We start from the raw sequence: 26923 nt of genomic DNA on the forward strand, positions 1-26923 counted from the left end.
ATCCGCATCGCATGTGAAAAAAACGGTAAGGCGGGAAACGATGGCGGCATGCGCCGCCACCCTTGCCGGCTCAGAGCACTCGACTTTCGAAGCGGCTTGCGCCGGGCAGCTCCAGCACCAGCTCGTCGCCCACGTTGAACGGGCCGACACCGGCTGGCGTGCCGGTCAGTATCACGTCACCCGGTTGCAGGGAGAAGTGCGCGGCGATGTGCTGGATGATCGGCACGATCGGGTTGAGCATCATTGCGCTGTTGCCGTCCTGGCGCACTTCACCGTTGACGGTCAGGCGCACCGGAATATCGGTCAGGTCCTCGAAGGTGGCAGCGCTGACGAAAGGCGGCAGTACGCAGGCGCCATCGAAGCTCTTGGCCAGCTCCCAGGGCAGGCCCTTCTCCTTGAGCTTGGCCTGCACCTCGCGCAGGGTCAGGTCCAGGGCCGGGGCGTAGCCGGAAATGGCATCGAGCACCTCCTCCTCGGTCGGCTTGGTCGACAGCGGCTTGCCCAGCAGCACGGCGATTTCCGCCTCGTAGTGCACCGAGCCACGTTCGGTCGGGATCTTGAAACCGCCTTCGAGGGGCACCACGCAACTGCCCGGCTTGATGAACAGCAGTGGCTCGCTGGGAATGGGGTTGTCCAGTTCCTTGGCATGTTCGGCATAGTTACGGCCGATGCACACCACCTTGCCAATCGGGAAGTGGATGTGCGTGCCGTCTACGTACTGGTGCTGGTAACTCATTGGGCCGACTCCTCTGGGTACTGCTTGGCTTGTTCAGGTGCGAAGATCTTACCCGGATTCATGATGCCGTTCGGGTCGAACACCGCCTTTATCGCCTTCATGCAGGCGATTTCATCTGGCGAGCGGCTGTAGCCCAGGTAGTCGCGCTTGGTCATGCCCACGCCATGCTCGGCGGAAATCGAGCCGTTGTAGCGCTCGACGATCTCGAACACCCACTTGTTGACCTTGGCGCACGAGGCGAAGAACTCGTCCTTGCCCATGTGCTCGGGCTTGAGGATGTTCAGGTGCAGGTTGCCGTCGCCGATGTGGCCGTACCAGACCACTTCATAGTCCGGGTAGTGGGCGTTGACCACCGCATCGATGTCGCGCAGGAAGGCCGGCACCTTGGAGACGGTGACGGAAATGTCGTTCTTGTAGGGCGTCCAGTGGGAAATGGTTTCGGACAGGTACTCGCGCAGCTTCCACAGGTTTCTCAACTGGGTCTCGCTCTGGCTCATTACGCCGTCGAGCACCCAGCCTTGCTCCACGCAATGCTCGAAGGTCGCCAGCGCTTCATTGGCGATGTCCTCGTTGCTGGCCTCGAACTCCAGCAGCGCATAGAACGGGCATGGCGTGTCGAACGGCGGCGGCACATCGCCGCGGGCCATGATCCTGGCCAAACCCTTGTCGGAGAAGAATTCGAAGGCGGTGAGGTCGAGCTTGCCCTGGAAGGCATGCAGCACCGGCATGATCGAGTCGAAGTCCGGGGTGCCGAGCACCATGGCGGTGAGGTTGCGCGGCGCGCGGTCCAGGCGCATGGTCGCCTCGACCACGAAGCCCAGCGTGCCCTCGGCGCCGATGAACAGCTGGCGCAGGTCGTAGCCGGTGGCGTTCTTTATAAGGTCGCGGTTCAGTTCGAGCAGCTCGCCCTTGCCGGTGACCACCTTCAGGCCGGCCACCCAATTGCGGGTCATGCCGTAGCGAATTACCTTGATTCCGCCGGCATTGGTGCCGATATTGCCGCCAATCTGGCTGGAACCGCTGGAAGCGAAGTCTACCGGGTAGTACAGCCCCTGTTCTTCGGCGAACTGCTGCAACTGGCGGGTGACGACCCCCGGCTGGCAGACCACGGTACGGTCGAAAGGGTTGAAGTCGAGGATCTGGTTCATGTAGTCGAACGCCACCACCACCTCGCCATTGGCGGCGACGGCAGCCCCCGACAGGCCGGTGCGCCCGCCGGACGGCACCAGCGCCACCTTGTGGCGGTTGGCCCAGGCGACGATGGCCTGCACCTGCTCGATGGTCTTGGGCAACACGATGGCAGAGGGCGCCGGCGGGTATTGCTGGGTCCAATCCTTGCCGTAGGCCTGGAGGGAAGCGGGGTCGGTCAGCACCTTGCCGGGGTCGACCAGGGTCATCAGCTCATCAATTACCGCAGAGTGAGTCATCAGTAGAACTCTCGAACTATTCATAGTCACCCTGAGCACTCTTCACCTGGCGGGATAAGCTCAGACAGTGTCGCGTATGCTAGCATAGCCCTCCCGCCGTTCGTGCTAAGGCCGACGCCGCGCCGCTTTGCCCCCTCGCCATTTTTTCTCCGGGATACAGGTTTACGCAGATGAGCAAGACTTCTCTCGACAAGAGCAAGATCAGGTTCCTTCTTCTCGAAGGCGTCCACCAGAACGCTGTGGATACCCTCAAGGCTGCCGGGTACACCAACATCGAGTACCTCACTGGCTCGCTGCCAGACGCCGATCTGAAGGAAAAGATCGCAGATGCCCACTTCATCGGCATCCGCTCGCGCACCCAATTGACCGAAGAGGTCTTTGATTGCGCGAAGAAGCTGGTCGCGGTCGGCTGTTTCTGCATCGGTACCAACCAGGTCGACCTGAACGCGGCCCGCGAGCGCGGTATCGCCGTGTTCAACGCGCCTTACTCCAATACCCGCTCGGTGGCCGAACTGGTGCTGGCCGAAGCCATCCTGCTGCTGCGCGGCATTCCCGAGAAGAACGCCTCGTGCCACCGTGGCGGCTGGATCAAGAGCGCGGCCAACTCGTTCGAGATCCGTGGCAAGAAGCTGGGCATCGTCGGCTACGGCTCGATCGGCACCCAGCTGTCGGTACTGGCCGAGAGCGTGGGCATGCAGGTGTACTTCTTCGACCCGCTGACCAAGCTGCCGCTGGGCAACGCCACCCAGGTCACCAGCCTGAACGAACTGCTGGGCCTGGCCGACATCGTTTCGCTGCACGTGCCTGAGCTGCCATCCACCCAGTGGATGATCGGCGAGAAGGAAATCCGCGCGATGAAGAAGGGTTCGATCCTGATCAACGCCGCCCGCGGCACCGTGGTCGAACTGGACCACCTGGCCGCCGCGATCAAGGACAAGCACCTGATCGGTGCCGCCATCGACGTGTTCCCGGTCGAGCCGCGCTCCAACGACGAAGAGTTCGAAAGCCCGCTGCGGGGCCTGGACAACGTGATCCTCACCCCGCACATCGGCGGCTCCACCGCCGAGGCCCAGGCCAACATCGGCCTGGAAGTGGCCGAGAAGCTGGTGAAGTACAGCGACAACGGCACCTCCGTGTCGTCGGTCAACTTCCCGGAAGTGGCCCTGCCGGCGCACCCAGGCAAGCACCGCCTGCTGCACATCCACGAGAACATCCCGGGTGTGCTCAGTGAGATCAACAAGGTGTTCGCCGAGAACGGCATCAACATCTCTGGTCAGTTCCTGCAGACCGACGAGAAAGTCGGCTACGTGGTGATCGACGTCGACGCCGAGTACTCGGACCTGGCGCAAGAGAAGCTGCAGCACGTGAAGGGCACCATCCGCTCCCGCGTCCTGTTCTGATCGCCCTGCAGCACGAAGAAGGGAGGCCCTGGTGGCCTCCCTTTCTTCATTTGCGACATAAAAATTTCAGATGTGGCGTAAACATTAGTAAGGTCTTGGGGTCATAGGCTGCGTTCGACCGAGGCAGGCGATAAAGCCTCGGCGAATGAAATTCAACTGCCAAGAAATAAAAGGGATCTTCATGCGTTTGACCATTGGTGTACTGCTGGCAGTACTGATAAGTCCGGCGGCCCAGGCCGAGCTGATAGACGAAATCAACGACCGAGGCGAACTGCGCATTGCCGTACCAGCCGATACCGCTCCTTATGCCTTCAAGGAAAATGAACAACTGACCGGTTTCGACGTGGAACTGGGCCAGGCTCTGGCCAAGGAGCTGGACCTGCGCGCCGAGTTCATCGAAACCCCTGTCGAGCAGCAAGTGCCGGGGGTGGTCGAGGGCAAGTACGACATCACCCTGGACAAAGCAAACACCCAGGATGGGCTCGACGCCAGCAACGCCTTTGCCGACGATGGCCGGGCGGTGCAGTTCCAGAAAGGCAACGCGGCCTTCGAGAGCGCGGTGAACAACGCCTTGGAGCGGATCAAGGGCGACGGGCGACTGGAGGCATTGGAAGCCAAGTGGCTCAAGGACCAGCCCCACAGCACTGCCGGGCAGTGACGGCAAGGCTACAGGGGTCGCGCACCGCTCAGGTTTTGTGTAAGGCCAACGCCGCCTCGGCCGCGTCCAGCTCCAGCTCGCTGAACACCAGTACCCCTTCCCGGCGCAGCAACGCCGTGGTCACGCCCTCGCCTGCCACCTTCACGCCACTGAACGTGCCGTCATAGGTCAGTCGGTTGCCGCATGACGGGCTGCCGGCCTTGAGCACCGCCACGCGTATTCCATGCCGCCGCACCAGCGCCAGGGCCTGGCTGGCGCCTGCAAGAAAGGCCGCGCTCACATCCTCCCCGCTCACCGTCAACACCTGGGCCTGGCCGTCGAGCACCTGCGCGCCCTGCCCGCCTGGGATCTCTGCCGGGGGCCGGGGTGTCGGCAAGCCGCCGGCCACCTCGGGGCACAACGGCACCACGCGGCCTTCGGCCTGCCATCGCTGCAACAGGCCGGGGTGGCCGCTGGCGCGACCGTCGTAACGCACCGGCTGGCCCAGCAGACAGGCGCTCACCAGCACTTTGGGCAACTCAGAACGGGTCGTTGCCACGGCGTCGGAACCAGCCCGTCAGCGACAGGCGCTCACGCCCGGCCGGCAGCACTTCATGGGGAATGTCGCCGGAAAGAAACACCACCAGGCAAGCGGCGACCGGCAGCACGTCCAGGGTCTGCTCGCCGTCGAGGTACATGCGCAACTGGCCGCCGTCTTGTGGCTGCCAGTCTTCGTTGAGGTAGAGGATCGCCGACACGGCACGCCGATCGTCGTCGCGGAAACGGTCCAGGTGGCGGCGGTAGAACGCCCCCGGCGGGTAGAGCGCGAAATGGCTCTCATAGTCTTCCAAGCCCAGGAACAGGCATTGGTTGAGCGCCTGGCGCAGGCTGTCCATGGCGTTCAGGTAAAGGTCGCAAGCCTCGGACTGGCCTCGCTCCAGCCACTGGATGCGGTCGCCACGAACCGCTTCGCGTACCTCCTGGCCAGCGCCACGACCCACGCTGGCCGGGCTCAATTCGCCCTGCTCGGCACGCTGGCGACACTCGTCGGCCAAGGTGCGGATCAACGGCGCGGGCAGGAACAGCGACTGCTGGGCCCAGCCACGGTTGGCGAGGTCGTCGACGATGGCGGTCACCGTCGGATGTTCGGGAGAAAGGTTCATGGCGCGCATAGTAGCCACTGGACGATCAAACCGACAGCACCGCTTGGCCACCAACCGTCACTGGTATCTCGACAAAGCCCCGCCACGCCTAGGACAATAGCGGCCTGCCGACAGGAGTCCTGAATGCGCCGTTTGTTTTCCCTGCTTGTGCTGTTGATCTGCACCACGCCTGTCTGGGCAGACAGCCTTGACCAGCTTTACAAGGCCGCGGGCTGGCCCGACCAGCGCGCCCACTTCAACGATGCCCTCGACGCCGCCCAGCAGCGCTACCGCAACAGCCTGCCGCCCGCGGTGTACCAGGCCTTGGTCAACAACAGCAGCCAGCGCTTCGAAGCCCAGGCCATGGACCGTCGCGCCCAGGCGCAGTTGCGCGCCAACCTGAAGAACCCGGCGCCGGCGCTGGCGTTCTTCCAGTCGCCTCTGGGACGCAAGGTGGTGGCCGCCGAGCTGCTGGCCACACGCAAGGATCAACTCGCCAAGAACGCCAAGGGCTTGCCAAAGATCCAGGCCAGCGACAACCGCCTGCTGGTCATCGGTCACCTGGCCCAGGCCCTGCCCGCCCGCGAGGCCGGTGCAGAGGTCAGCCTGGCAATCGCCGGGGTGGCTGCCGACAGCCTCAGTGCGATGCTTCCCGGCCTGCTCGGCGGCGGCCAGGCCCAAGGTCTGCTCGAAGGCCAGCGCCAGCGCCTGATGGAGCAGATCGGCGCCGACCTGAACAACACCCTGCTGTATGTCTACCGCGACCTCTCCGACACCGAACTCGAAGAGTTCTCGACCTTTGCCGAGTCGCCCGAAGGCCAGGCCTACTACAAGGCCGCGCTCTCTGCAGTGCGCGCCGGCCTTGCGGTCGGCCAGAACAGCGCGGACCTGAAATAGTCAGCCCAGGCGCTGGCCGATAAAGGCGAAATAACGGGCGCGGATGGCCGGCAGCTCGTTGGCCAGGTGGTGGCGGGCCTCGGGCAGCATCAATACCTGCGGCTCGGCGAACTTGGCCTTGAGCACGTCGAGGTTGTAGCGCCAGTCCACCGTGCCATCGGCTTCCCCTTGCACGATCAATGGCCGCCGTGTGCTATGCGGCGCCGCTTCCATGCGCTTGATCCAGTCCACCAACGCCCCTACCCAGGCCGTGGCCAGGCGCCGTGGTTGCAGGGGGTCGGCCTGCAGGAAGGGCAGGAAGGCCGGGTCGTTGCTGTTGTCGCTGAAACGCCGCTCGATGCCATCGACGAAATGGCGCAGCACGCAGTAGCTCAGTTTCGACCAGTACCAGGCCCGCGGACGCACCAACGGCGCCAGCAGGATCGCCTCGCCGCTCACCGGGCTACGCGGGCCTGCGTGCAGCAGGTGGTCCACGGCAATCGCCCCGCCGGTGCTTTGCCCGCACAGATGCCAAGGCTGCGGCAGGCCCAGGCCGTGCGCCTGCTCGAAGAGCGCCTCGAGCACTTGCTGGTACACCGCGAAACTCTCGATGCTGGCCCGCGCACCGCTGGACAGCCCATGGCCCGGCAGGTCGCAGGCGATTACCGCGAACCCCTGCCCCAAGGCCCATTCGATGACATGACGGTACAGCCCCATGTGGTCGTAATAGCCATGCAACAGGAAGAGGGTGGCCACAGGGTTGGGCGCCGCCCACACCTGCCCGACCAGCTCGAAGCCGGCCACCTCGAAACGGCCCAGCCAGCCATTGCCGGGCAGGCCGTAGAAGCGTTGGTAGTCGAGGGCGTGGGCCGACAATGGCTGGCACGCCGCCAGCGGTGCGAGGCTGGCGCGCAGCAGGTCGGGGTGGAAGGTGGCGGGCATCGGTACATCCGCTGGAGGTGCAAGTATTGACCTGCGATATTCAGCTCTGCGCTGCGTCATGGCAAGCTGATGCCTTCTCTGCCATACACCGCGAAGCGGCCAACACAGAACCCCACACATACGATGAAAACCCTCGCCGCCCTGCTCTGTGCCGCCATCCTATGGTGGGCCTATGACAGCTTCCAAGGCCGCTACCTGCGCCCCTTCGACAACCAGGCCACGCTGTTCGATGGCGGCCAGTTGCACCTGCCCGCGGAGCTGGCTGGCCCTGGGCCGATTCGCGTGGTGCACTTCTGGGACCCGGCCTGCCCGTGCAACGTCGGCAACCAGCAGCACCTGGGCGAGCTGATCGAACACTTCGCCCCGGAGGGCGTGAGCTTCCATGTGCTGCAAAAGCCCGGCAGCCAAGGCCAGCTTGCGGCCAACCTCAGCGCACTGAAGCCCCTGGCCAGCCTGCCTGGCAGTGAACAGCTACCTGCCAGCCCTGCGGTCGCCATCTGGGGTCGCCAAGGCCAGCTCGCCTACTTCGGCCCCTACAGCGAAGGCGCGCTGTGCAACTCCAGCAACAGCTTCATCGAGCCGATCCTCAAGGCACTGCTGCAAGGCCGCCAGGTGACCGCCTCGAACACCCTGGCGGTGGGCTGCTATTGCCCCTGGGCGGGCTGACGCGCCCGCGCCGGGTTGCCCACCACCACCGCTCCCGCCGGTACGTCGCGGGTCACCACGCTACCCGCACCGACCACGGCGTTGTCGCCAATGGTCACCCCCGGCAGGATGATTGCCCCACCACCGATCCACACATTGTCGCCAATGCTCACCGGCCGCCCGCTTTCCAGCCCGGTGCGGCGCAGTTCGGGGTCCAGCGGGTGGTCGGCGGTGTAGATCTGCACCGAGGGAGCAATCTGACAATCGTCACCGATACGCACCGGCAGCACGTCGAGTATCACCACGTTGAAGTTCATGAAGGTGTTCCTGCCGACGCTGATGTTGTAGCCATAGTCGCAGTAGAACGGCGGGCGGATCACCACGCCCTCGCCGACACTGGCGAAATGCTCCAGCAACAGCGCGTGGCGCCCGTCATTGAGCAACTCGACGCTGTGGTTGTAGCGTTGCATCCAGTGCTTGTTGGCGATCTGGTCGGCCTGAAGCTCGGGGCAGCCTGCGTGATAGAGCTGGCCCGCCAGCATTTTCTGTTTTTCACTCAAAGACATGGAAACTCCTTAACGGGGGCTACTCTCAATTCGTCTTCCCATGGATGATCGGACAACACTTTCCCCGCGAATGCACAAGGACTCCTATGAAGCGCAGCCTGACCCTGCTGGCCATCGTCGTTGCCGTGGCCGCTGGCGCCGGTTACTGGTATATCCACGGCAAGCAACCACAGCGTGACGGCGAGGTCGCCATCGCCGGCCTCTCGGCGTCGGTCAGCGTGCGCTACGACGCCCGTGGCGTCCCGCACATCCAAGCGCAGAACGAGGCGGACCTGTACCGCGCCCTGGGCTATGTACATGCCCAGGACCGCCTGTTCCAGATGGAGCTGGTGCGGCGCCTGGCCCGCGGCGAGCTGGCCGAGGTGCTGGGCAGCAAGCTTGTGCACACCGACACGCTGTTTCGCAGCCTGCGTATCCGCGAGCAGGCCGCACGCATGGTCGAGCGCCTGGACCCTCAATCACCGAGCGGACAAGCGCTGCACGCCTACCTGGCCGGCGTGAACGCCTGGCAGGCCAGCCACCCCAAGCCGCTGGAATTCGACGTGCTGGGCATTCCGTCACGCCCGTTCACTGCCGAGGACACCCTGAGCGTCGCCGGCTACTTGGCCTATAGCTTTGCCGCCGCGTTTCGCACCGAACCTGCGCTTACCTACATCCGCGACCAGCTGGGCCCGGAGTACCTGAAAATCTTCGACCTCGACTGGCACCCTGACGGTGCCTTGCGTCCAGCGCTTGCCGATGCCGACTGGCGCAGCCTCGAGCGTATCGCTCGGCTGAGCAACGAGGCCCTGGGCGCAGCGGCCATTCCACAGTTCGAAGGCAGCAACGCCTGGGCCGTGGCTGGCAGCCGTACCCGCAGTGGCCGCCCGCTGCTGGCCGGCGACCCGCACATCGGCTTCGCCGTGCCCGCGGTATGGTACGAGGCCGAGCTGTCGGCGCCGGGCTTCAACCTGTATGGCTATTTCCAGGCCCTGAACCCCTTCGCCCTTCTGGGTCACAACCGCGACTTCGGCTGGAGCCTGACCATGTTCCAGAACGACGACGTCGATTTGATCGCAGAGAAGGCCAACCCGAACAACCCCGACCAAGTCATGGTCGGGGGCCAGTGGCACACCCTGGAAAAGACCGAGCAGAAGATTGCAGTCAAAGACCAGGACCCGGTCACCATCACCTTGCGCCGCTCGCCCCATGGCCCGGTAGTCAACGAGGTGCTGGGCGACACGGCCGGCGCCACGCCGATTTCCATGTGGTGGGCGTTCCTGGAAACCGAGAACCCGATTCTCGATGCTTTCTACCAGCTCAACCGCGCCGACACCCTGGGCAAGATGCGCGACGCAGCGGCGAAGATCCAGGCGCCGGGCTTGAACCTGGTCTGGGCCAACGCCCGTGGCGATATCGGCTGGTGGGCCGCAGCGCAGTTGCCGGTGCGCCCGGCGGGGGTCAACCCGACGTTCATCCTCGACGGCAGCAGCCATGAGGCCGACAAGGCTGGCTTCTACCCGTTCAGCGCCAACCCCCAGCAGGAAAACCCGGCCAGCGGCTACATCGTCTCGGCCAACTACCAGCCGCCGGCCAGCATGCCGATTCCCGGCTACTACAACCTGCCCGACCGAGGCCGCCAGCTCGATCGCCACCTGGCCAACCCCGATGTGAAGTGGGACGTGCAGAACAGCCAGGCACTGCAACTGGACACCGCAACCGACTACGGCCCGCGCACCCTGGCGCCGCTGCTGGCAACCCTGCGCGAGGTCGCCCAGGGCGACGAGCAGAAGGAGTTGGTAGAACAACTGGCAGCCTGGCGCGGCGACTACCCGGTAACGTCCACCAGCGCCACGCTGTTCAACCAGTTCCTGGATGAGTTGGCCTTCGCCGCCCTGCACGACGAACTGGGTGATACCTGGTTCCCGGTGCTCATCAGCACTCGCGCCATCGACGCCGCCCTGCCACGCCTGGCCGCCGACCCCGAGTCGCCCTGGTGGAACCTGCGCGGCAGCCAGGAGCGCACTGACCGCACGAGCATCGTGCGCCTGGCCTGGCAGCGTACCCTGGAGCACCTGCGCGAAACCTTTGGCAAGGACCCGGCCGGCTGGCAATGGGGCAAGGCACATACCCTCACCCACAACCATCCGCTGGGTCAGCAGAAGCCCCTGGACCGGCTGTTCAATGTCGGGCCGTTCGCCGCGCCCGGTAGCCACGAGGTGCCGAACAACCTCTCGGCCAACATCGGGCCGGCGCCATGGAAGGTCAACTATGGGCCTTCGACCCGCCGCCTGATCGATTTCGCCGACGCCGGACAAGCCCTGACCATCAACCCGGTCGGGCAGAGCGGTGTGCCGTTCGACCGGCACTATTCCGACCAGGCCCAGGACTACATCGATGGCCGCTACCACAAAGCGCAGATGGGCGTGATACCGGCGCAGAGCACCCTGCGCCTGGTTCCGGCCGGGCAGTAGCCGCACGAAAAAAACCGGGGCCGCTTTTGCGGCCCCGGCGCCATCAGCTCAACCCTGCCACTTACCGCCTTCGACGATGACGCTCTCAGGCTTGGTGTCGTCGCTCAGTTCCTTGCGCACGTACTGGTCGTACAGCTTGAGCAGGAACTTCTCCTCGCCCAGCTTGGCGAGTTCTGCGTTCACCCAGTCACGCAGCTCGGTGTTGCCCTTCTTCACTGCCGGGGCGATCGGTGCTTCGTCGCCCAGCCGTTGTGGCAGTACCCGGTAACCCGGGTTCTGCTTGGCCCAGCTGAACAGGATCAGGTTGTCCTGGGCATAGGCATCGCCACGGCCATTGGCCAGGGCTTGCAACGACTCGCTGTTCTTCTCGAACTTGAGCAGCTTCCAGTCCGGGTGGTGCTTGGTCAGCCAGATGTCGGCCGTGGTGCCGGTGGTCACGATGATGGTCTTGTCGGCCAGATCGTCAAGCTTCTGCACGGGGCTGGCGTCGGCGACGATGGCCTGCACCGCCACGCGCAGGTTGGGGTTGGTGAAGTCCACCGCCTCCTTGCGCTCCGGAGTGACGGTCATGTTGGCGAGAATCAGGTCGACCTTGTCGCTTTGCAGGAAGGGAATGCGGCTGGCCGGCTCCACGGCGACGAACTCGACCTTGTTCTCATCGCCCAGCAGGTTCTTGGCCAAGCGCCGGGCGATATCGGTGTCGAAGCCAACGTAGCGGCCGCTGGCGTCGACGAAGCCGAACGGCGGCTTGTCGGTGAACACGCCGACAATCAGCTTGTCGCGCGCCTTGATGGTTTCCAGATAGCTGGTGGCCGGGCTCGCGCTGGCCGGTTTGCTCGCATCCTGGGGCTTGTCGCAGCCGGCCAGCAAGGCCAGGCCGAACAACGGTGCCAGCAGCTTGGTGAGATAGGCAGTTTTCATGACAGTTCCTTTTTCAGTGTCTTCGGCAGGCTTTCTACGTAGGAGAATTTCTCCAGGAACTGCTGCGCGCGTGCGGTCTGCGGTTGGGTGAAGAACCTCTCGGGGTCGCTCTGTTCAAGGATCCTGCCGGCCTCCATGAACACGATTCGGTCGGCCACCGCGCGGGCGAAGGCCATTTCGTGGGTAACGATGAGCAGGGTCATGCCGCCTTCGGCCAGGCCCTGGATCACTTGCAGCACTTCCTTGACCATCTCTGGGTCCAGGGCGGCGGTGACTTCGTCGAACAGCATCACCTGCGGGTTCATGCACAACGAGCGCACAATGGCGATGCGCTGCTGCTGGCCGCCGGAAAGCTGGCGAGGGTAGACGTCGCGCTTGTCCAGCAAGCCCACCCGCGCCAGCAGCGTCTCGGCCTGGGCCTGGGCTTCGGCGCGGATGCGCTTTTGTACCTTGAGCGGGCCGAGCAGCAGGTTGTCGAGCACGCTCATGTGGCCGAACAGGTGGTAGCTCTGAAACACCATGCCCACCCGCTGGCGCACCTGGCGCCAATCGGTGGAAGGGCTCAGCAGTTCCTGGCCCTCGAGGCGCAAGTGACCGCCGTTCGCCTCCTCCAGGCCATTGAGGCAACGCAGCAAGGTGCTCTTGCCGCAGCCACTGGGGCCGAGCACAACCACTACCTCGCCGGCCTGCACTTGCAGGTCGATGTCCTTGAGCACCTGCTGGTCGCCAAAGCACTTGTTGAAACCCTGGAATTCGATCAATGCGCTCATGAGTGGGCCCAGCGGCGTTCCAGCGCACGCGAGGCGCTGGAAAGCGGGTAGCAGACGAAGAAGAAGAACAGCAACAGCACGCTGTAGATCAGCACCGACTCGTAGGTGCGCTCGATGATCTGCTGTCCGGCCTTGATGACCTCGACCACGCCGATCAGCACGGCCAGGGAGCTGGTCTTGATGATGCGCGTGTAGAGGTTGATGGTCGGTGGGGTCATGCGCTTGAGCGCCTGCGGCAACAGCACGTGGCGGTACAGCTGCCAGCCGGACAGGCCGATCGACAACCCTGCCTCGCGCTGCCCGCGCGGCAACGAGTGCAACGCGCCGCGCACCACCTCGCCCACTTCGCTGGCGCCCCACAGCCCCAGCACCAGCACCGCGCACCAGAAGCTGGGGATGCTCAGCGAGAAGAAGATCGGCAGGCCGAAGAACACCAGGTACAGCCACACCAACACCGGAATGGCCCGGAACAATTCGAGGTAGACCTGCAATGCGATGTTCAGAAAGCGCTTGCCCAAGGTCGCCAGCACGCCGTAGAGCACCCCACCCAAGGTGGCGAGAACGATGCCCAGCGCCGAGATCGCCAAGGTCTGCCCGGCACCCTTGGCCAACTGAGGCAGCGAAACCAGCAGCAGCTCAATTGCCGAACTGGCCATGTTGCAACCTCCTTTCCACGTAGCGCAGTAGCAGTGACAGCGGTAGGAACAGCAACACGCACAGCAGGGTCAGCACGGCTAGCATCTCGTAGGTCTTGTAGTACAGGGCGATGTAGTTCTTGGTGGTGTAGAGAATCTCGGGCACGGCCACGGCCGACACCACGGTGGTTTCCTTGAGCAGGAATATGAAGTTGGCGAACAGCGCGGGCAGGCTGAGGATCCCCGCTTGGGGGAGGATCACATGGCGCAGCAGTTGGCCTTCCGAAAGGCCAATGGAACGCCCGGATTCCAACTGCGCGCGCGGCACGGCCTCGACCCCGGCGCGTAGCACTTCGGTGAGGTAGGCACCGCCCATGAAGGTCATGGTGATGATCGCAGCGGCAAAGCCCGACACCTTCACGCCCAGGCTCGGCAATGCGAAGTAGACGAAGAACAGTTGAATCAGCAGCGGCGTGTTGCGGGCCAGTTCCACATAACCTTTCACCACGCGCCACAGGTAGGGGGTACGTAGCACCAGCAGGGTTGCGTTGATCACCGCGACCAACAGCGAGGTGACGACGGCGATAGCGCCGACTTGCAGGGTTACGCCTACAGCCTTGATGAATGCTGGCAATGTGCTAAGCATGAAAGCGGTGTCGAACGTCATGGATGACTCCACGACCGAGGAATGCGAGGGTGCGACATAGGGCGGCTCTCAATCGACGCAAGGGTTGCTCGGCGTCGATCACGAAGGGATGGGCTGTGCCGGTAAGCACGATCAGTAGACTCTAATGGCATAAGAAGGATTTCTTAAATACCTTTATTGCATATTGATATCACCCGATCGGACCCTCGGAAATTTCCCCGCCCTGCTAGGGATCTTTCTTCTGTAAATCGCCTCAAACGACACAGAAAGTGACCGCCGTTCCATCAACCAACAAGGACGATAACGATGAACAGCCCCACACCGGCCAACTCCAACGAACAACTCCAGTGGCTGCTGGCCTTGCGCAAGGCGCTGGCTGGGCAGCAACGACAGGCCTGCTGATCTGTGGTGTCTGCTTCGCGGGTACAGCGCCGACCCTGAGTACAGCGCTGCACCTGTGGGAGCGGGTTTACCCGCGAAGCAGACACCCCTAAACCCAGCACAAACAAAAACGCCGACGCAAATGCGTCGGCGTTTTCATTGAGGCTCAAGCACTTGCCGCGTATCAGAACGCTGGCAGCACCGCACCTTCATACTTCTTCTGGATGAATTCCTTCACCTCGGGGCTGGTCAGCGCCTTGGCCAGCTTCTGGATGGCTGCGCTGTCCTTGTTGTCCGGGCGGGCAACCAGGAAGTTCACGTAGGGCGAGTCAGCACCTTCGATCACCAGTGCATCCTTCTTCGGATTCAGCTTGGCCTCGAGCGCGTAGTTGGTGTTGATCATGGCCAGGTCGACCTGGTCCAGCACACGCGGCAACAGGGCCGACTCAAGCTCCTTGAACTTCAGCTTCTTCGGGTTCTGGGCGATGTCCTTTGGGGTGGCCAGAGCGTTCTTCGGGTCCTTCAGGGTGATCAGGCCAGCCTTCTGCAGCAGCAGCAGGGCACGGCCGCTGTTGCTGCCTTCGTTAGGGATGGCGACGGTGGCGCCTTCCTTCAGCTCGTCCAGGCTCTTGACCTTCTTCGAGTAGCCGCCGAAGGGCTCGACGTGCACGCCGATAACGGTGACAAGGTTGGTGCCCTTGCCCTCGTTGAAGTTCTTCAGGTACGGCAGGGTCTGGAAGTAGTTGGCATCCAGGCGCTTCTGGTCAACCTGAACGTTGGGCTGGACGTAGTCGGTGAACACCTTCACTTCCAGGTCCACGCCTTCCTTGGCCAGGGTCGGCTTGATCAGCTCGAGGATTTCGGCGTGGGGAACCGGGGTAGCGGCAACTACCAGTTTCTCGGCGGCGTGGGCCAGACCGGACAACGACAGAGCAGCGGCCAAAGCGGTGGTCAGCAGCGTTTTTTTCATGGCAATCCTTGTTATCAAGCTGGGGGCCATCGGTGATGGCGAAGTTAGGTGCCGACCGGCGTCTGCCGGTGGGCGTGAGGCGGACGATACCGGGATTTTTTATTCCGTAACAATATCTTTTATTTCGCTGCTTATTCCAAAAACAAATTGCCATCAACGCATTTTCTTATGAGCCTTCTGCGGCGCCGTTTGCGTCCAACCGTGCCAGTGCCCCTTGCAGTATCTGTCGCAACGCCACCTGGTTGCCCACCTCACGGCCTTGGGCCAGACGCTCGAGCTGCGCGGCAAGACTGGCCAGCGGCTCGGCATCCGGCAAATCGAGGTGCCTGGGCAATATCTGCTCGTCATCGCTCAGCAAGAGGGCAAAGTGGATGACGTTCTCCAGCTCCCGGGTGTTGCCCGGCCAGGCGTGCGCCTCGAGGGCCTGCTGCGCCGCTTCGCTGATCAACGGCACGGGCCTGCCGAGGCGCGCGCTGTAGATGCCGACGAAATACTCGGCCAGCGGCAGGATATCGCCCACGCGCTCGCGCAACGCCGGCAGCGCCAGCTCCCCCTCCTGCAAGTAGTGATACAGCCGCTCGTTGAAGCGCCCGGCCTGCACGGCCTTGGCCAGCTCGATACTGGACGCGGCCACCAACCGTACATCCACCACCTGCGGCTGCTGCGCACCGACCCGGGTGACTTCGCGGTTTTCCAACGCGGCCAGCAACTTGCCCTGGATCGCCAGCGGCAGGTCGGCGATCTCATCCAGGTACAAGGTGCCGCCGTTGGCCGAGCCGAACCATCCCGCGCGGCTGCTGGCCGTGCCGCCGTGGCTGCCAGCGCTGTAGCCGAACAGCTCGGCATCGGCGTAGGTCGGGCTGATGGCCGCGCAATTGACCGAGACGAACAACCCGCCGCGGTCGCTGGCGCGGTGTATCTGGCGGGCCAGCAGCTCCTTGCCGGTGCCGGTTTCGCCGCGGATCAACACCGGCAAGGGTTGTGGCGCCAGGCGCTCAAGGTCCTGGCGCAGGGCTTGCGAGCGCGGGTCGACAAATACCAGCGCCTTGGCACGAATGCTCAGCGGGCTCTTGTCTTGGTCGGGGAAGGTCAGCAGCGGCTGGCCGAAGGGGGTGTTGAAAGTCATGCAATGCTCCCGCCCCAACCGCTGCCGGCTGGGGGTCCAGGTCGATCGGTGAGAGGCCGCCGGGTCAGGCGCGGCGCAGGTCGCGATGTTCTATCCGGCCTTGCAGGCGATACAGGTAGGCGAAACCCTGCTCCCAGCGTTCGTGCCCAGACTTGACGTTGATGTGGCCGGCGTTGGCCAGCAGCCCGGCTTCCGCACCCCAGGCCTGGGCCAGCAGCAACGCGCGCGGCACGCTGATGGCGGGGTCGTTGTCGGAGCTGACCACCTGGCTTGGGAACGGCAGCGGCTGGGTTGGAATCGGCGCGAAATTACGCAGTGCCGGCGCGCAGGTTGGCCGCTCGACATCCGCCGGCGCCACCAGCAACGCTCCGCGCACCCGGCGCAGCAAGGCCGGGCTGGCCTGCGCGGCCCAATGGGCGATGGTGATGCAGCCCAGGCTGTGGGCGATGAGAATCACCGGCGAGCGCTCGGCGGCGATGGCCTGCTCGAGCGCCTGGACCCAATCGCGGCGCTGCGGGGTGAGCCAGTCCTGCTGCTCGACCCGGGCGCTGTTGGGCAAGCTGCGTTGCCAGTGACTTTGCCAATGGTTGTCTGGCGATCCTTGCCAGCCCGGCACAATCAGGTAGCGAATCGACTCATTGCGCATGGGGACGCCTCCTTGGAAGTTTGCGTGCTTGGGGTCCAAGTATAGGGAGGCGGTTATATCAGTAAAGGAATAAGAAGCTATTTATTAATAACCATAATTTTTATGTCGTCCGTACTGGCCTCTTCGCGGGCAAACCCGCTCCCACAGGTACAGCGCCGACCCTGAATACAGCGCTGCACCTGTGGGAGCGGGTTTACCCGCGAAAAAGCCGCCGCAGAAGGCACGGCATAACGCATAAAAAAGGGCCACCCCCAGCCAAGGAGAATGGCCCTGAAACAGCTAGCTGAAGAAGCGCGTCAGCGGCTTAGATATCCGCCACCTTCTGCCACACCTTCGGCCGGAAGAACAATGTCTCGCCACGCGCCAGCCCGGCAAGGCTGTCGTGGTCCTTGACCACCTCGGCCTCGATCAGCTCGCTTTGGCCTGCCACCTTCAGCGTTACTCGCGTCGTTGCACCCAGCGGGCGTATGTCGCGTACTTCGGCGGCATGGTGGCCTTCGGTTTCGTGGCGCGACAGCGACACCTCGTGCGGGCGGAACAGCACATGGTGCCCTTCGCTCAGGCTCAGGCGGTTGGAGTCACCGAGGAAGTGGTAGACGAAGTCGTTCGCCGGCTGCTCGTACACCTCGCCCGGCGAGCCAATCTGCTCGATCACGCCCTTGTTCATCACCACGATACGGTCAGCCACTTCCATGGCCTCTTCTTGGTCATGGGTGACGAACACCGAGGTCAGGTTGATGTCCTCGTGCAGGCGCGCCAGCCAGCGGCGCAGCTCCTTGCGCACCTTGGCATCCAGTGCCCCGAACGGCTCGTCGAGCAGCAGCACCTTGGGCTCCACCGCCAGGGCGCGGGCCAGGGCGATACGCTGGCGCTGGCCGCCGGAAAGCTGCTCGGGGTAGCGATCGCAAAGCCAGTCGAGCTGCACCATGTTCAGCAGCTCGTGTACCTTCTCGGCGATCTTGCTTTCGCTCGGGCGCTCGCCCTTGGGCTTCATGCGCAGGCCGAAGGCGACGTTGTCGAACACGCTCATGTGGCGGAACAAGGCGTAGTGCTGGAAGACGAAGCCGACGTTGCGATCACGCACGTCGTGGCCGGAAACATCCTCGCCATGAAACACGATGCTGCCGTCGTCCGGGGTCTCCAGCCCGGCGATGATCCGCAGCAAGGTGGTCTTGCCACAGCCGGACGGGCCGAGCAGGGCCACCAGCTCACCGCTGTGGATATCCAGGTTGATGTTGTCCAGGGCCTGGAAGCTGTTGAAGCGCTTGCTGACGTTACGAACTTCGATGGACATGAATTATTCCTCGGCTGCGCTGTGGCGCAGACGGTTGATACGGTTCTCGCTCCACTGCTTGAGCAGCAGGATGAAGAGCGCCAGGATCAGCAGCAGGCTGGCCACGCTGAAGGCCGCGACGTGGTTGTACTCGTTGTAGAGGATCTCCACGTGCAGCGGCAAGGTGTTGGTGACGCCGCGGATGTGCCCGGACACCACCGACACCGCGCCGAACTCGCCCATTGCCCGGGCGGTACACAGCACCACGCCATAGATCAGGCCCCACTTGATGTTCGGCAGGGTCACGTGCCAGAACATCTGCCAGCCGTTGGCGCCCAGCAGCCGTGCGGCCTCTTCTTCCTGGCTGCCCTGCTCCTGCATCAGCGGGATCAGTTCACGGGCGACGAAGGGTACGGTGACGAAGATAGTGGCCAGTACGATACCCGGCAGGGCAAAGACGATCTGGATGTCGTGGTCCTGCAACCACGGCCCGAGGAAACCCTGGGCGCCGAACATCAGCACGTAGACCAGGCCGGCGATCACCGGCGAGACCGAGAACGGCAGGTCGATCAAGGTCACCAGCAGGCTCTTGCCACGGAAGTTGTACTTGCTCACGCACCAGGCGGCGCTGACGCCAAACACCAGGTTCAACGGCACCGAGATGGCCACGGCGAGCAGGGTCAAGCGCAGCGCCGACAAGGCGTCGGGTTCGAAGATCGCCTCGAAGAACACGCCGAAGCCGTTCTTCAGGGCCTGCGACACCACGATCACCAGCGGCAGCAACAGAAACAGCGCGAACACCAGCCAGCCAAGGCCGATCAGCACGCGGCGCGAGGTGGCGCTGCCACGCCGGGCGGCATTGGCGGCGGCATTGGCGCCAATGGAAGTCGAAGACATGGGCCTGGCCTCCTTCAAGGGGTTTCGATGCGCCGCTGCAACAGGTTGATCAGCAGCAGCAGGATGAAGGAAACCACCAGCATCAGCACGCCGATGGCCGTGGCGCCGGTGTAGTCGTACTGGTCGAGTTTGACCATGATCAGCAGTGGCAGGATCTCGGTCTTCATCGGCATGTTGCCGGCGATGAAGATCACCGAGCCGTACTCACCCACGCCACGGGCGAAGGCCAGGGCGAAACCGGTCAGCCAGGCGGGCAGCAAGGCCGGCAGCAGCACGTGGCGAAACACCTGCAAAGGTTTTGCGCCCAGGCAGGCCGCGGCCTCTTCGACTTCTCGGGGGATGTCGGCAAGCACCGGCTGCACCGTGCGCACCACGAACGGCAAGGTCACGAAGGTGAGTGCCAGGGTGATGCCCAAGGGGGTGTAGGCGATCTTGAAGCCCAGGTCGGTGGCGAACTGGCCGACCCAGCCCGAGGGCGCGTACAGGGCGGTCAGGGCGATACCGGCAACGGCGGTGGGCAAGGCGAACGGCAGGTCGATCATCGCTTCGATCACCTTGCGCCCCGGGAAGGTATAGCGCACCAGTACCCAGGCCAGGAGAGTGCCGATCACACCATTGATGACGGCGGCAAACAGGGCGGTGCCGAAACTCAGCTTGAGGGCGGCAAGCACCCTCGGCGCGCTGACGATGTTCCAGAACTGCTCCCAGGTCAGCTGGGCGGCATGCACGAACATGGCGGCCAGCGGTATCAGCACAATCAGGCTGAGATACACCAAGGTGTACCCCAGTGTCAGCCCGAAGCCGGGTATGACGGGGGAAATGCGACGTGACATAAAAGTCCCTGTTTGACGCACAAAACCCGGCAGTCATGCCGGGCCAGTGCAAGCTTCTGAATCCTGGGGCTGCAGAGCGGCCCCGCTTTTCCTTGGCCTTACTGCGCTTGGTAAATCTGGTCGAACACACCGCCGTCGTTGAAGAACTTCGGTTGTGCAGTCTTCCAGCCACCGAAGTCCTTGTCGATGGTTACCAGGTCCAGTTTGGGGAACTGCTGGCCAAATTCAGCGGCGACCTTCTCGTCACGTGGACGGTAGAAGTTCTGCGCGGCGATCTTTTGCCCAGCCGGGCTGTACAGGTGCTTGAGGTACTCGGTAGCGATCTCGGTGTTACCCTTCTTCTCGGCATTCTTGTCAACCACGGCCACCGGCGGCTCGGCGAGAATCGACAGCGACGGAACGACAATTTCGAACTTGTCGGTGCCGCCGTCTTCCTTCAGTGCCAGGAAGGCTTCGTTTTCCCAGGCCAGCAGCACGTCGCCCTGGCCGTTGTTGACGAAGGTAATGGTCGAGCCACGGGCGCCGGTATCGAGGACTGGCACGTGCTTGAACAGCTCCTGCACGTATTCCTTGGCCTTGGCTTCGCTACCGCCGGTCTTCAGGCCGTAGGCCCAGGCGGCAAGGAAGTTCCAGCGAGCACCGCCGGAGGTTTTCGGGTTGGGGGTGATGACCGAGACATCTTTCTTGATCAGGTCGTCCCAGTCCTTGATGTTCTTCGGGTTGCCCTTGCGCACCAGGAACACGATGGTCGAGGTATACGGGGTGCTGGCTTGTGGCAAGCGCTTCTGCCAGTCCTCAGGCAGGGTCTTGCCAAGCTTGGCCACTTCGTCGATGTCGCCGGCCAGTGCCAGGGTCACCACATCGGCGCGCAGGCCGTCGATCACTGCACGGGCCTGCTTGCCAGAGCCGCCGTGGGATTGCTGGATCTTCACCTTGTCGTCCGGGTGAGCCTGCTGCCAATGCTTGATGAACTCGGCGTTGTACTGCTGGTACAGCTCGCGGGTCGGGTCGTAGGACACGTTGAGCAGTTCGTAGTCCTTGGCGATCGCGGAACCGGCAAAAACAGCACTGGCCAGGGCGGCAAGCGCATAACGGCGGATGGACATGGTGAAGCTCCCGATTGGCATTTTTCTAGTTGGATGTATTCGGTGAATCAGCCGGACTTGTTGCCAGGCTGCTGCAGGCGGAACTTCTCCTTGCGCTCGATCTGCACGACCTGGGCGTTGTGCACGGTGATTTCCACCGCACCGAAACGCAGGTCGCGCAAGGCGCTCTGGATTTCACGCAGAATGGTGGCTTCGTCCTGACCGTCGATGCTACGCAGCGATGCGCTCATGCTCGTTCTCCTGGGGATTGGGGTGCCGGGCAGGGTTCGAAGGGGATGGGCGCCTGGCTTGAAGGCAATAGTAGTGAGGCGCGGATATTCTTAAAAATACTGTTTAAGAATGTTTATATAACCATTGATTAGATGCTCGTCACCGCCCCTGTGGGAGCGGGTTTACCCGCGAATGCCGAGGTATGGCCACTGCCGCATTCGCGGGTAAACCCGCTCCCACAGGGGGTGGTGTCGTATTTCAGGATTGCTCTTCCGGCTCGCGGATCTTGTACCAGGCCACATACAGCGCTGGCAGGAACAGCAGCGTCAGCAGCGTTGCACTGATGATGCCGCCGATCATCGCGTAGGCCATCGGCCCCCAGAACACCTCGCGGGCGATGGGGATCATGCCCAGGCTGGCGGCAGCAGCGGTCAGCAGGATCGGCCGTCGCCGATGGTTGGTCGCCTCCATCACCGCATCCCACGGCGTGTAGCCCTGGGCCTCGAACTCGTCGATCTGGGTCACCAGGATCACCGAGTTGCGAATGATGATGCCTGCCAAGGCGAGAATCCCAAGGATCGCCACGAATCCCATGGGCGTGCCCGTGGGCACCAGCGCCAGCACCACGCCGATCAACCCCAGCGGCGCCACGCTGACCACCAGGAACAGCTTCTGCACGCTGTGCAGCTGGATCATCAGGAAGGTCGCCATGAGGAACAGCATCAGCGGAATAACCTGGGCGATCGGCCCCTGGGCCTTGCTGCTCTCCTCCACCGTGCCGCCGGTGGCCACTTCATAGCCAGGCGGTAGCTTGCCAGCGAATGCGTCGATCTCCGGCTTGAGCTGGGCCACCAGGTCGGTAGGCTGGATCTCGCCGACCACCGAGGCCTTGAGGGTAATCGTCGGCTTGCGATCGCGCCGCCACACCAGCGGCTGCTCCTGCTCGTAGCGCACGGTGGCGAACGACAGCAGCGGGATGGAAGTGCCGTTGGGTGTGAGTATCTGCAGGTTCTGCAAGGTTTCCGGCGAGCCGCGCTCGCTGTCTTCGGCGCGGGCGATCACGTCCACCAGGTAGATGTCGTCGTTCACCTGGGTCACCGGCACGCCGGTGACGATGCTGTTCATCACGTTGGCCACGTCCTCCGACGACAGCCCCAGCTGGCGCGCCTTGTCCTGGGCAATTTCCACGCGCAGCACCTTACCGGGCTCGTTCCAGTCGTAGATCATCTCGCCGACGTGCTGATTGCTGTCGAGCAACGTTGCCAGTTCGATGGCGTGCTTGCGCACCTGGTCGATGTCCTTGCCGCTGACCCGATACTGGAGCGGCCGCCCGACCGGCGGGCCCATCTCCAGCGACTGCACGTTGGTGCCGATGCCGACGAAGTCCTCGCGCAGCAGTTTCTGCAAGCGCTCGATCATGCCGGCGCGCTCTTCCAGGCCCTTGCTGACGATCACCAACTGGGCGTAGTACGGGTTCTGCAACTGCTGGTCCAGCGGCAGGTAGAAACGGATCGCGCCCTGGCCGATGTAGGTGCTCCAGTGCACCAGGTCGGGGTCGTCCTTGATCTTCGCCTCCAGCCGGTCGACCACCTTGCGGGTTTCCTCGATCGAGGCGTTCTGCGGCAGGTTGAGGTCGACGAGGATTTCCGGGCGGTCGGACGACGGGAAGAACTGGTTCTGCACGAAACGCATGCTGAAGATCGAGAGGGCGAACAGCACGATGGTGCCGATGATGGTCAGCCAGCGATGGCGCATGCACCACAGCAACCCGCCCTCGAATGCGCGCCCGACGCGCCCTGGCTCGGCTTCGTGGGCCTTGAGCTTGCCACTGTCGAGGATGTGCACGCCGAGCACCGGGGCGAAGAACACCGCCACCACCCAAGATACCAGCAACGCCACGGCAATCACCGCGAACAGCGTGTAGGTGTATTCACCCGCGGAGCTGGCATTCAGGCCAATCGGCACGAAGCCGGCCACCGTCACCAAGGTGCCGGTCAGCATGGGGAAGGCCGTCGAGGTGTAGGCGAAGGTGGCCGCCTGTTCCTTGCTTTCACCCATTTCCAGGCGCGTGACCATCACCTCGACGGTGATCATCGCGTCGTCCACCAGCAGCCCCAGGGCGATGATCAGCGCTCCCAGGGAAATACGCTGCATGGTGATGCCACTGTACTCCATGAACACGAACACCATGGCCAGCACCAGCGGGATCGAACACGCCACCACCAGCCCGGCGCGCACGCCGAGGCTGACGAAGCTTACCGCCAGCACGATCACCACCGCCTCGAACAGCGCGCTGGTGAAGCCACCAACCGCCTTTTTCACTACCACTGCCTGGTCGGACACGGTGTGCACCCCGACGCCCACCGGCAGCTCGGTGACGATGTGGTCCATCTTTTCCTTGAGCAGTTGGCCAAACACCTGGATGTTGCCGCCGGCCTTCATGCCCACGGCCAGGCCGATGGCGGTCTGGCCGTTGTAGCGAAACATGGGTTCGGGCGGGTCGCGGTAGCCGCGCTCGATATCGGCGATATCGGCGAGGCGGAAGAAGCGGTCGTTGATCCGCAGGTTGACGTTCTGCAGGTCTTTCTCCGAGGCGAACTGCCCGGTGGTGCGCACCGAAATACGTTCGGGGCCTGCCTCGATCACCCCTGCCGGGGTCACCGCGTTCTGCGCTTGCAGGGCTTGCATCACCTGGCGCTGGTCGATGCCCAAGGCAGCCAGCTTGCGGGTGGAGAAGTTCAGGTACAGCACTTCGTCCTGGGTGCCGACCAGCTGCACCTTGCCGATGTTGGGCACCTCGCGGATCTCGGCGCGGGCCTGCTCCACATAGTCGCGCAGCTGGCGCAGGGTCAGGCCGTCGGCGGTGAAGGCGTAGATCGAGCCGAACACATCGCCGAACTCGTCGTTGAAGCCGGGACCCTGGATGCCCTGGGGGAATTGGCCACGAATGTCGTCGATCTTCTTGCGCACCTGGTACCAGATCTGCGGGATGTCGGGAGCCTTGGTGGTGTCGCGCAGGTACACGTAGACCGTGGACTCGCCCGGCCGCGTGTAGCTTTTCACGTAGTCGAGCGAGTCCAGCTCCTCGAGCTTCTTCTCGATGCGGTCGGTGACCTGGTACAGGGTTTCGTCCTGGGTCGCGCCGGGCCAGCGGGTCTGGATCACCATGGTCTTGATGGTGAAGGACGGGTCTTCCTCTCGGCCCAGGTTGAAGTACGAGAAGATGCCCATCAGCAGCCCGACGAACATCAGGTACCAGACGAATGACTGGTGCTTGAGCGCCCATTCGGAGAGGTTGAAGCTTCCTTTCATCGTGCGTCCTCGTCGAATGTGACCTTCTGGCCGGGCTCCAGGCTGTTGACCCCGGCGATGACCACGCGCTCGCCCGGCTGTACGCCAGAGGCCAGCACGATCCGTTGCCGGTTGCGCTCAGCCAGGGTGACGTCGCGGGTGGCGACGGTCTTTTGCTGCGGGTCGACCACCCACACCTGGGTCTTGCCCTCGCGCTCGAGCAACGCCGTGGCCGGCAGCTCGCTGCGCGGGGTGATGGCTGAAGAGAGGGTGACGCTGATCGCCGTGCCCAGGTGGAAGGCCTCGGGGGTGCCTGCCAAGGTCAGCCGGGCACGGCGGGTGCGGGTGGTAGCGTCGGCCTGGGGCTCCAGCTCGCGCAGGGTAGCGGTGGTGTTGATATCTGGCTCCAGCTGCGAGGCGACGGTGAAGGTCAGGCCCTGGCTCAGTTGCTCGGCCAGCTGTATCGGTAGGTCGATCACCGCTTCCTTGACGTCGGGCCTGGCCAGGGTGACCACCGCCTGGCCGGCGCTGACCGTCTGCCCGGCCTCGGCCTGCCAGGCAGTGACCACGGCGGTGTGGTCGCTGCGCAGGGTGCTGTAGTCGAGCTGGTCGCGGGCCTGGCTGAGCGCCGAGCGAGCCTGCTCCAGGGAGGCGCCGGTGGTCTTCAGGTCGGTCTGGGCGATGTCCAGCTGCGCCTGGGCGCCGACGCCACGGTCGTACAGCTGCTGCTGGCGGCGGGCGTTGGCCTGGGCGTTGATCCACTGCGCCTGCACCCGCGCCAGGTCGCCCTCGGCGGCGCGCAGCTGGTTCTGCTGGTCGGTAGGGTCGAGGGTGGCCAGGGTGTCGCCTGGCTTCACCTGCGCGCCGACATCCAGCCAGCGCCGGGCGATACGCCCCGACACACGAAAGCCCAGGGTGCTCTCGTAGCGCGCCTGGATGCTGCCGGCGAAGCGGCCCAGTTGCGCCTGGGCCTGAGGCTCTACCAGGGTCGACAGCACCGGCCGCACCACCTCGGGGGTCGGCTCTTCGCCGCCACAGCCGCCAAGCACCACGCCGACGACGCACAGCACCAGCAACGAACGCGTCATGGCGTGTCTCCTGCATCGTTGGCGGCGACCTTCTCCACCTGCATGCCGGGGTGCAGCAACTGTCCGCCGCTGACCACGACGGTCTCGCCACCCTTGATGCCTTCGCCGATCACCACCTTGCCGGTGAGGTAGCGGGCCACCTGCACTTCGCGCAGCTCGACCTTGTCGCCCTCGCCCACCACCCACACTGCAGGCTTTTTCAGCGCCTTGGTCAGCGCCGCCCAGGGCAGCTCGATACTGGGTCGGCCCTGGGTGTTGCCGGTGGCGGTCACTGGCGAGCCCAACTGCATGCCCTGGGGCAAGTTGCGCAGGGCCACTTTGACCTGCACCGTGCCGCTTTCGGCGGATACCGTCGGGGTGATTTCGCGAACCCTCCCCTCGGCACTGACGTCAGGGTTGTCAAGCAAGCTGACAGTCACGCTTTCGTTGCTTGGCGGTGCCGCCAACAGCGTTTCATAGACATTGAACACAGCATCGCGGTCGCCATCGACGGCCAGGCCGAAGATCGGCATGGTCGCCTGCACCACCTGGCCGACCTCGGCCTGGCGCGCGGTGATGACGCCATCGGCTTCTGACACCAGCGCGGTGTAGCTCAGTTGCTCGTTGGCATTGGCCAGTTGCGCCTGGGCGGCCTTGAGCGCGCTCTGGCTGCTGCGCAGCGCGGCTTCGGCGGCGTCGTACTCGCTCTGGCTGGTATAGCCCTTGGGCAGCAATTTCTGCTGGCGCACGAAGGCGGCGCTGCTCTGCTGCACCCGTGCCTGCTCGGCGAACACCGAGGCCTTGGCCGAGTCGACGTTGTTCTGCAAATCCTTGGGGTCGAGGCGTGCCAACACCTGGTTGGCCTTGACGTGGTCGCCCACATCGACACTGCGCGAGATGATCTTGCCGCCCACGCGGAACGACAGGTCGGTCTTGACCCGGGCCTGTATGTCGCCGGTGAGGGTGACCTTGGCGGCGAAATCGGTGGGTTGAACTTGCAGTACGCCGACCCTGGGCAGTTCCGGGCTGGAAACTTCATCCTTGCACCCCGAAAGCGTGAACAGCCCCCCCAGGCAAACGACCGACAGCAGACGTATCCACGTCATGCGGGCTCCTTGCTTGCGCGCTAATGATTCGAGGGATGCGACTGTCAGCGTAGTTCAGGGTTCCAAAAACGGTATGCGGTGCGGGGAAAGACCTTTTGATAACCACTGTCTTTGTTGAGTCAATACCGGCCTTTTCGCGGGTAAACCCGCGCCTACAGGTACGGCGCCGTTCTCAACGGTAGGCTCAGACCCTGTGGGAGCGGGTTTACCCGCGAACACCG

The 26923-nt window shown here is 63.8% G+C and carries 26 protein-coding genes; 5 read left to right on the forward strand and 21 right to left on the reverse strand.

Annotated features, from left to right (window positions below; translation table 11 throughout):
* Window positions 1-70 precede the first annotated feature (70 nt).
* Window positions 71-736 (reverse strand): fumarylacetoacetate hydrolase family protein, encoded by a 666-nt coding sequence (locus RAC97_RS14480; protein WP_375100078.1) that lies wholly within the window; start codon window positions 734-736, stop codon window positions 71-73.
* Window positions 733-2163 (reverse strand): FAD-binding oxidoreductase, encoded by a 1431-nt coding sequence (locus RAC97_RS14485; RefSeq protein WP_375100076.1) that lies wholly within the window; start codon window positions 2161-2163, stop codon window positions 733-735. The genes RAC97_RS14480 and RAC97_RS14485 overlap by 4 nt, the downstream gene beginning before the upstream one ends.
* Window positions 2164-2333: 170 nt before the next feature.
* On the opposite strand from RAC97_RS14485, the gene serA reads away from it, so the two are divergent.
* Together serA and RAC97_RS14495 are read left to right on the forward strand one after the other, a co-directional pair.
* Window positions 2334-3563 carry a phosphoglycerate dehydrogenase gene (serA, locus tag RAC97_RS14490; RefSeq protein ID WP_375100074.1) on the forward strand — a complete coding sequence of 410 codons (1230 nt, stop codon included), beginning with the start codon at window positions 2334-2336 and terminating at the stop codon, window positions 3561-3563.
* Between the two features lie 181 nt (window positions 3564-3744).
* On the forward strand, window positions 3745-4221 hold the full coding sequence (locus RAC97_RS14495; RefSeq protein ID WP_375100073.1) for a transporter substrate-binding domain-containing protein: 477 nt from the start codon (window positions 3745-3747) through the stop codon (window positions 4219-4221).
* Window positions 4222-4249: 28 nt separating this feature from the next.
* Here the strand turns inward: RAC97_RS14495 and RAC97_RS14500 are convergent, their stop codons facing one another.
* Window positions 4250-4759, reverse strand: a complete 510-nt coding sequence (locus RAC97_RS14500; protein WP_375100071.1) for a DUF523 domain-containing protein — start codon at window positions 4757-4759, stop codon at window positions 4250-4252.
* A complete protein-coding gene (locus RAC97_RS14505) occupies window positions 4740-5372 on the reverse strand; it encodes a 2OG-Fe(II) oxygenase (RefSeq protein ID WP_375100070.1) in 633 nt (210 codons plus the stop codon). The genes RAC97_RS14500 and RAC97_RS14505 overlap by 20 nt, the downstream gene beginning before the upstream one ends.
* Window positions 5373-5486: 114 nt before the next feature.
* On the opposite strand from RAC97_RS14505, the gene RAC97_RS14510 reads away from it, so the two are divergent.
* Window positions 5487-6239 (forward strand): DUF2059 domain-containing protein, encoded by a 753-nt coding sequence (locus tag RAC97_RS14510; RefSeq protein ID WP_375100069.1) that lies wholly within the window; start codon window positions 5487-5489, stop codon window positions 6237-6239.
* Here RAC97_RS14510 and RAC97_RS14515 read toward each other — a convergent pair whose 3' ends face one another.
* Complete coding sequence (locus RAC97_RS14515; RefSeq protein ID WP_375100068.1) at window positions 6240-7160, reverse strand: alpha/beta hydrolase; 921 nt, start codon at window positions 7158-7160, stop codon at window positions 6240-6242.
* A gap of 69 nt (window positions 7161-7229) precedes the next feature.
* On the opposite strand from RAC97_RS14515, the gene RAC97_RS14520 reads away from it, so the two are divergent.
* Window positions 7230-7826 (forward strand): DUF6436 domain-containing protein, encoded by a 597-nt coding sequence (locus RAC97_RS14520; protein WP_379671493.1) that lies wholly within the window; start codon window positions 7230-7232, stop codon window positions 7824-7826.
* Here RAC97_RS14520 and RAC97_RS14525 read toward each other — a convergent pair.
* On the reverse strand, window positions 7805-8371 hold the full coding sequence (locus RAC97_RS14525) for a sugar O-acetyltransferase (protein WP_375100064.1): 567 nt from the start codon (window positions 8369-8371) through the stop codon (window positions 7805-7807). The two genes, RAC97_RS14520 and RAC97_RS14525, sit on opposite strands and share 22 nt — an antisense overlap.
* Before the next feature lie 86 nt (window positions 8372-8457).
* Here RAC97_RS14525 and RAC97_RS14530 point away from each other — a divergent pair, with 86 nt between their 5' ends.
* Window positions 8458-10824, forward strand: coding sequence for a penicillin acylase family protein (locus RAC97_RS14530; protein WP_375100063.1), 2367 nt, complete (start codon window positions 8458-8460; stop codon window positions 10822-10824).
* Window positions 10825-10872: 48 nt separating this feature from the next.
* Here the strand turns inward: RAC97_RS14530 and RAC97_RS14535 are convergent, their stop codons facing one another.
* The 15 genes from RAC97_RS14535 to RAC97_RS14605 form a co-directional block, all read right to left on the reverse strand.
* The gene (locus RAC97_RS14535; protein ID WP_375100061.1) at window positions 10873-11745 is read right to left on the reverse strand and encodes a transporter substrate-binding domain-containing protein; all 873 of its coding nucleotides are present in this window, start codon (window positions 11743-11745) and stop codon (window positions 10873-10875) included.
* The gene (locus RAC97_RS14540) at window positions 11742-12515 is read right to left on the reverse strand and encodes an amino acid ABC transporter ATP-binding protein (protein WP_375100060.1); all 774 of its coding nucleotides are present in this window, start codon (window positions 12513-12515) and stop codon (window positions 11742-11744) included. Before RAC97_RS14540 ends, RAC97_RS14535 begins: the two co-directional genes overlap by 4 nt.
* Window positions 12512-13171, reverse strand: coding sequence for an amino acid ABC transporter permease (locus tag RAC97_RS14545; RefSeq protein ID WP_375100058.1), 660 nt, complete (start codon window positions 13169-13171; stop codon window positions 12512-12514). Before RAC97_RS14545 ends, RAC97_RS14540 begins: the two co-directional genes overlap by 4 nt.
* Window positions 13152-13817, reverse strand: coding sequence for an amino acid ABC transporter permease (locus RAC97_RS14550; RefSeq protein WP_375100056.1), 666 nt, complete (start codon window positions 13815-13817; stop codon window positions 13152-13154). Before RAC97_RS14550 ends, RAC97_RS14545 begins: the two co-directional genes overlap by 20 nt.
* A gap of 544 nt (window positions 13818-14361) precedes the next feature.
* A complete protein-coding gene (locus tag RAC97_RS14555) occupies window positions 14362-15147 on the reverse strand; it encodes a MetQ/NlpA family ABC transporter substrate-binding protein (RefSeq protein WP_375100055.1) in 786 nt (261 codons plus the stop codon).
* Window positions 15148-15313: 166 nt separating this feature from the next.
* The gene (locus tag RAC97_RS14560) at window positions 15314-16273 is read right to left on the reverse strand and encodes a sigma 54-interacting transcriptional regulator (protein WP_375100054.1); all 960 of its coding nucleotides are present in this window, start codon (window positions 16271-16273) and stop codon (window positions 15314-15316) included.
* A gap of 64 nt (window positions 16274-16337) precedes the next feature.
* Complete coding sequence (locus tag RAC97_RS14565; RefSeq protein ID WP_375100052.1) at window positions 16338-16919, reverse strand: alpha/beta hydrolase; 582 nt, start codon at window positions 16917-16919, stop codon at window positions 16338-16340.
* A 304-nt stretch (window positions 16920-17223) separates the two neighbouring features.
* Window positions 17224-18213: a sulfate/molybdate ABC transporter ATP-binding protein gene (locus RAC97_RS14570; RefSeq protein WP_375100050.1), complete on the reverse strand. Its 990-nt coding sequence runs from the start codon at window positions 18211-18213 to the stop codon at window positions 17224-17226.
* 3 nt (window positions 18214-18216) lie between these two features.
* Window positions 18217-19089 (reverse strand): sulfate ABC transporter permease subunit CysW, encoded by an 873-nt coding sequence (cysW, locus tag RAC97_RS14575; RefSeq protein ID WP_375100049.1) that lies wholly within the window; start codon window positions 19087-19089, stop codon window positions 18217-18219.
* Between the two features lie 14 nt (window positions 19090-19103).
* Window positions 19104-19922 (reverse strand): sulfate ABC transporter permease subunit CysT, encoded by an 819-nt coding sequence (cysT, locus tag RAC97_RS14580; RefSeq protein ID WP_375100047.1) that lies wholly within the window; start codon window positions 19920-19922, stop codon window positions 19104-19106.
* Between the two features lie 98 nt (window positions 19923-20020).
* The gene (locus RAC97_RS14585; protein WP_375100045.1) at window positions 20021-21028 is read right to left on the reverse strand and encodes a sulfate ABC transporter substrate-binding protein; all 1008 of its coding nucleotides are present in this window, start codon (window positions 21026-21028) and stop codon (window positions 20021-20023) included.
* A gap of 47 nt (window positions 21029-21075) precedes the next feature.
* Complete coding sequence (gene oscA, locus RAC97_RS14590) at window positions 21076-21258, reverse strand: sulfur starvation response protein OscA (protein ID WP_016489716.1); 183 nt, start codon at window positions 21256-21258, stop codon at window positions 21076-21078.
* A 238-nt stretch (window positions 21259-21496) separates the two neighbouring features.
* Complete coding sequence (locus RAC97_RS14595) at window positions 21497-24550, reverse strand: efflux RND transporter permease subunit (protein WP_375100042.1); 3054 nt, start codon at window positions 24548-24550, stop codon at window positions 21497-21499.
* Complete coding sequence (locus RAC97_RS14600) at window positions 24547-25617, reverse strand: efflux RND transporter periplasmic adaptor subunit (RefSeq protein ID WP_375100041.1); 1071 nt, start codon at window positions 25615-25617, stop codon at window positions 24547-24549. Before RAC97_RS14600 ends, RAC97_RS14595 begins: the two co-directional genes overlap by 4 nt.
* On the reverse strand, window positions 25614-26702 hold the full coding sequence (locus RAC97_RS14605) for an efflux RND transporter periplasmic adaptor subunit (protein ID WP_375100040.1): 1089 nt from the start codon (window positions 26700-26702) through the stop codon (window positions 25614-25616). Before RAC97_RS14605 ends, RAC97_RS14600 begins: the two co-directional genes overlap by 4 nt.
* Window positions 26703-26923 lie beyond the last annotated feature (221 nt).

Origin of the sequence: Pseudomonas sp. LS_2 (assembly GCF_042709235.1) — a bacterium.
Classification (GTDB): Bacteria; Pseudomonadota; Gammaproteobacteria; order Pseudomonadales; family Pseudomonadaceae; genus Aquipseudomonas.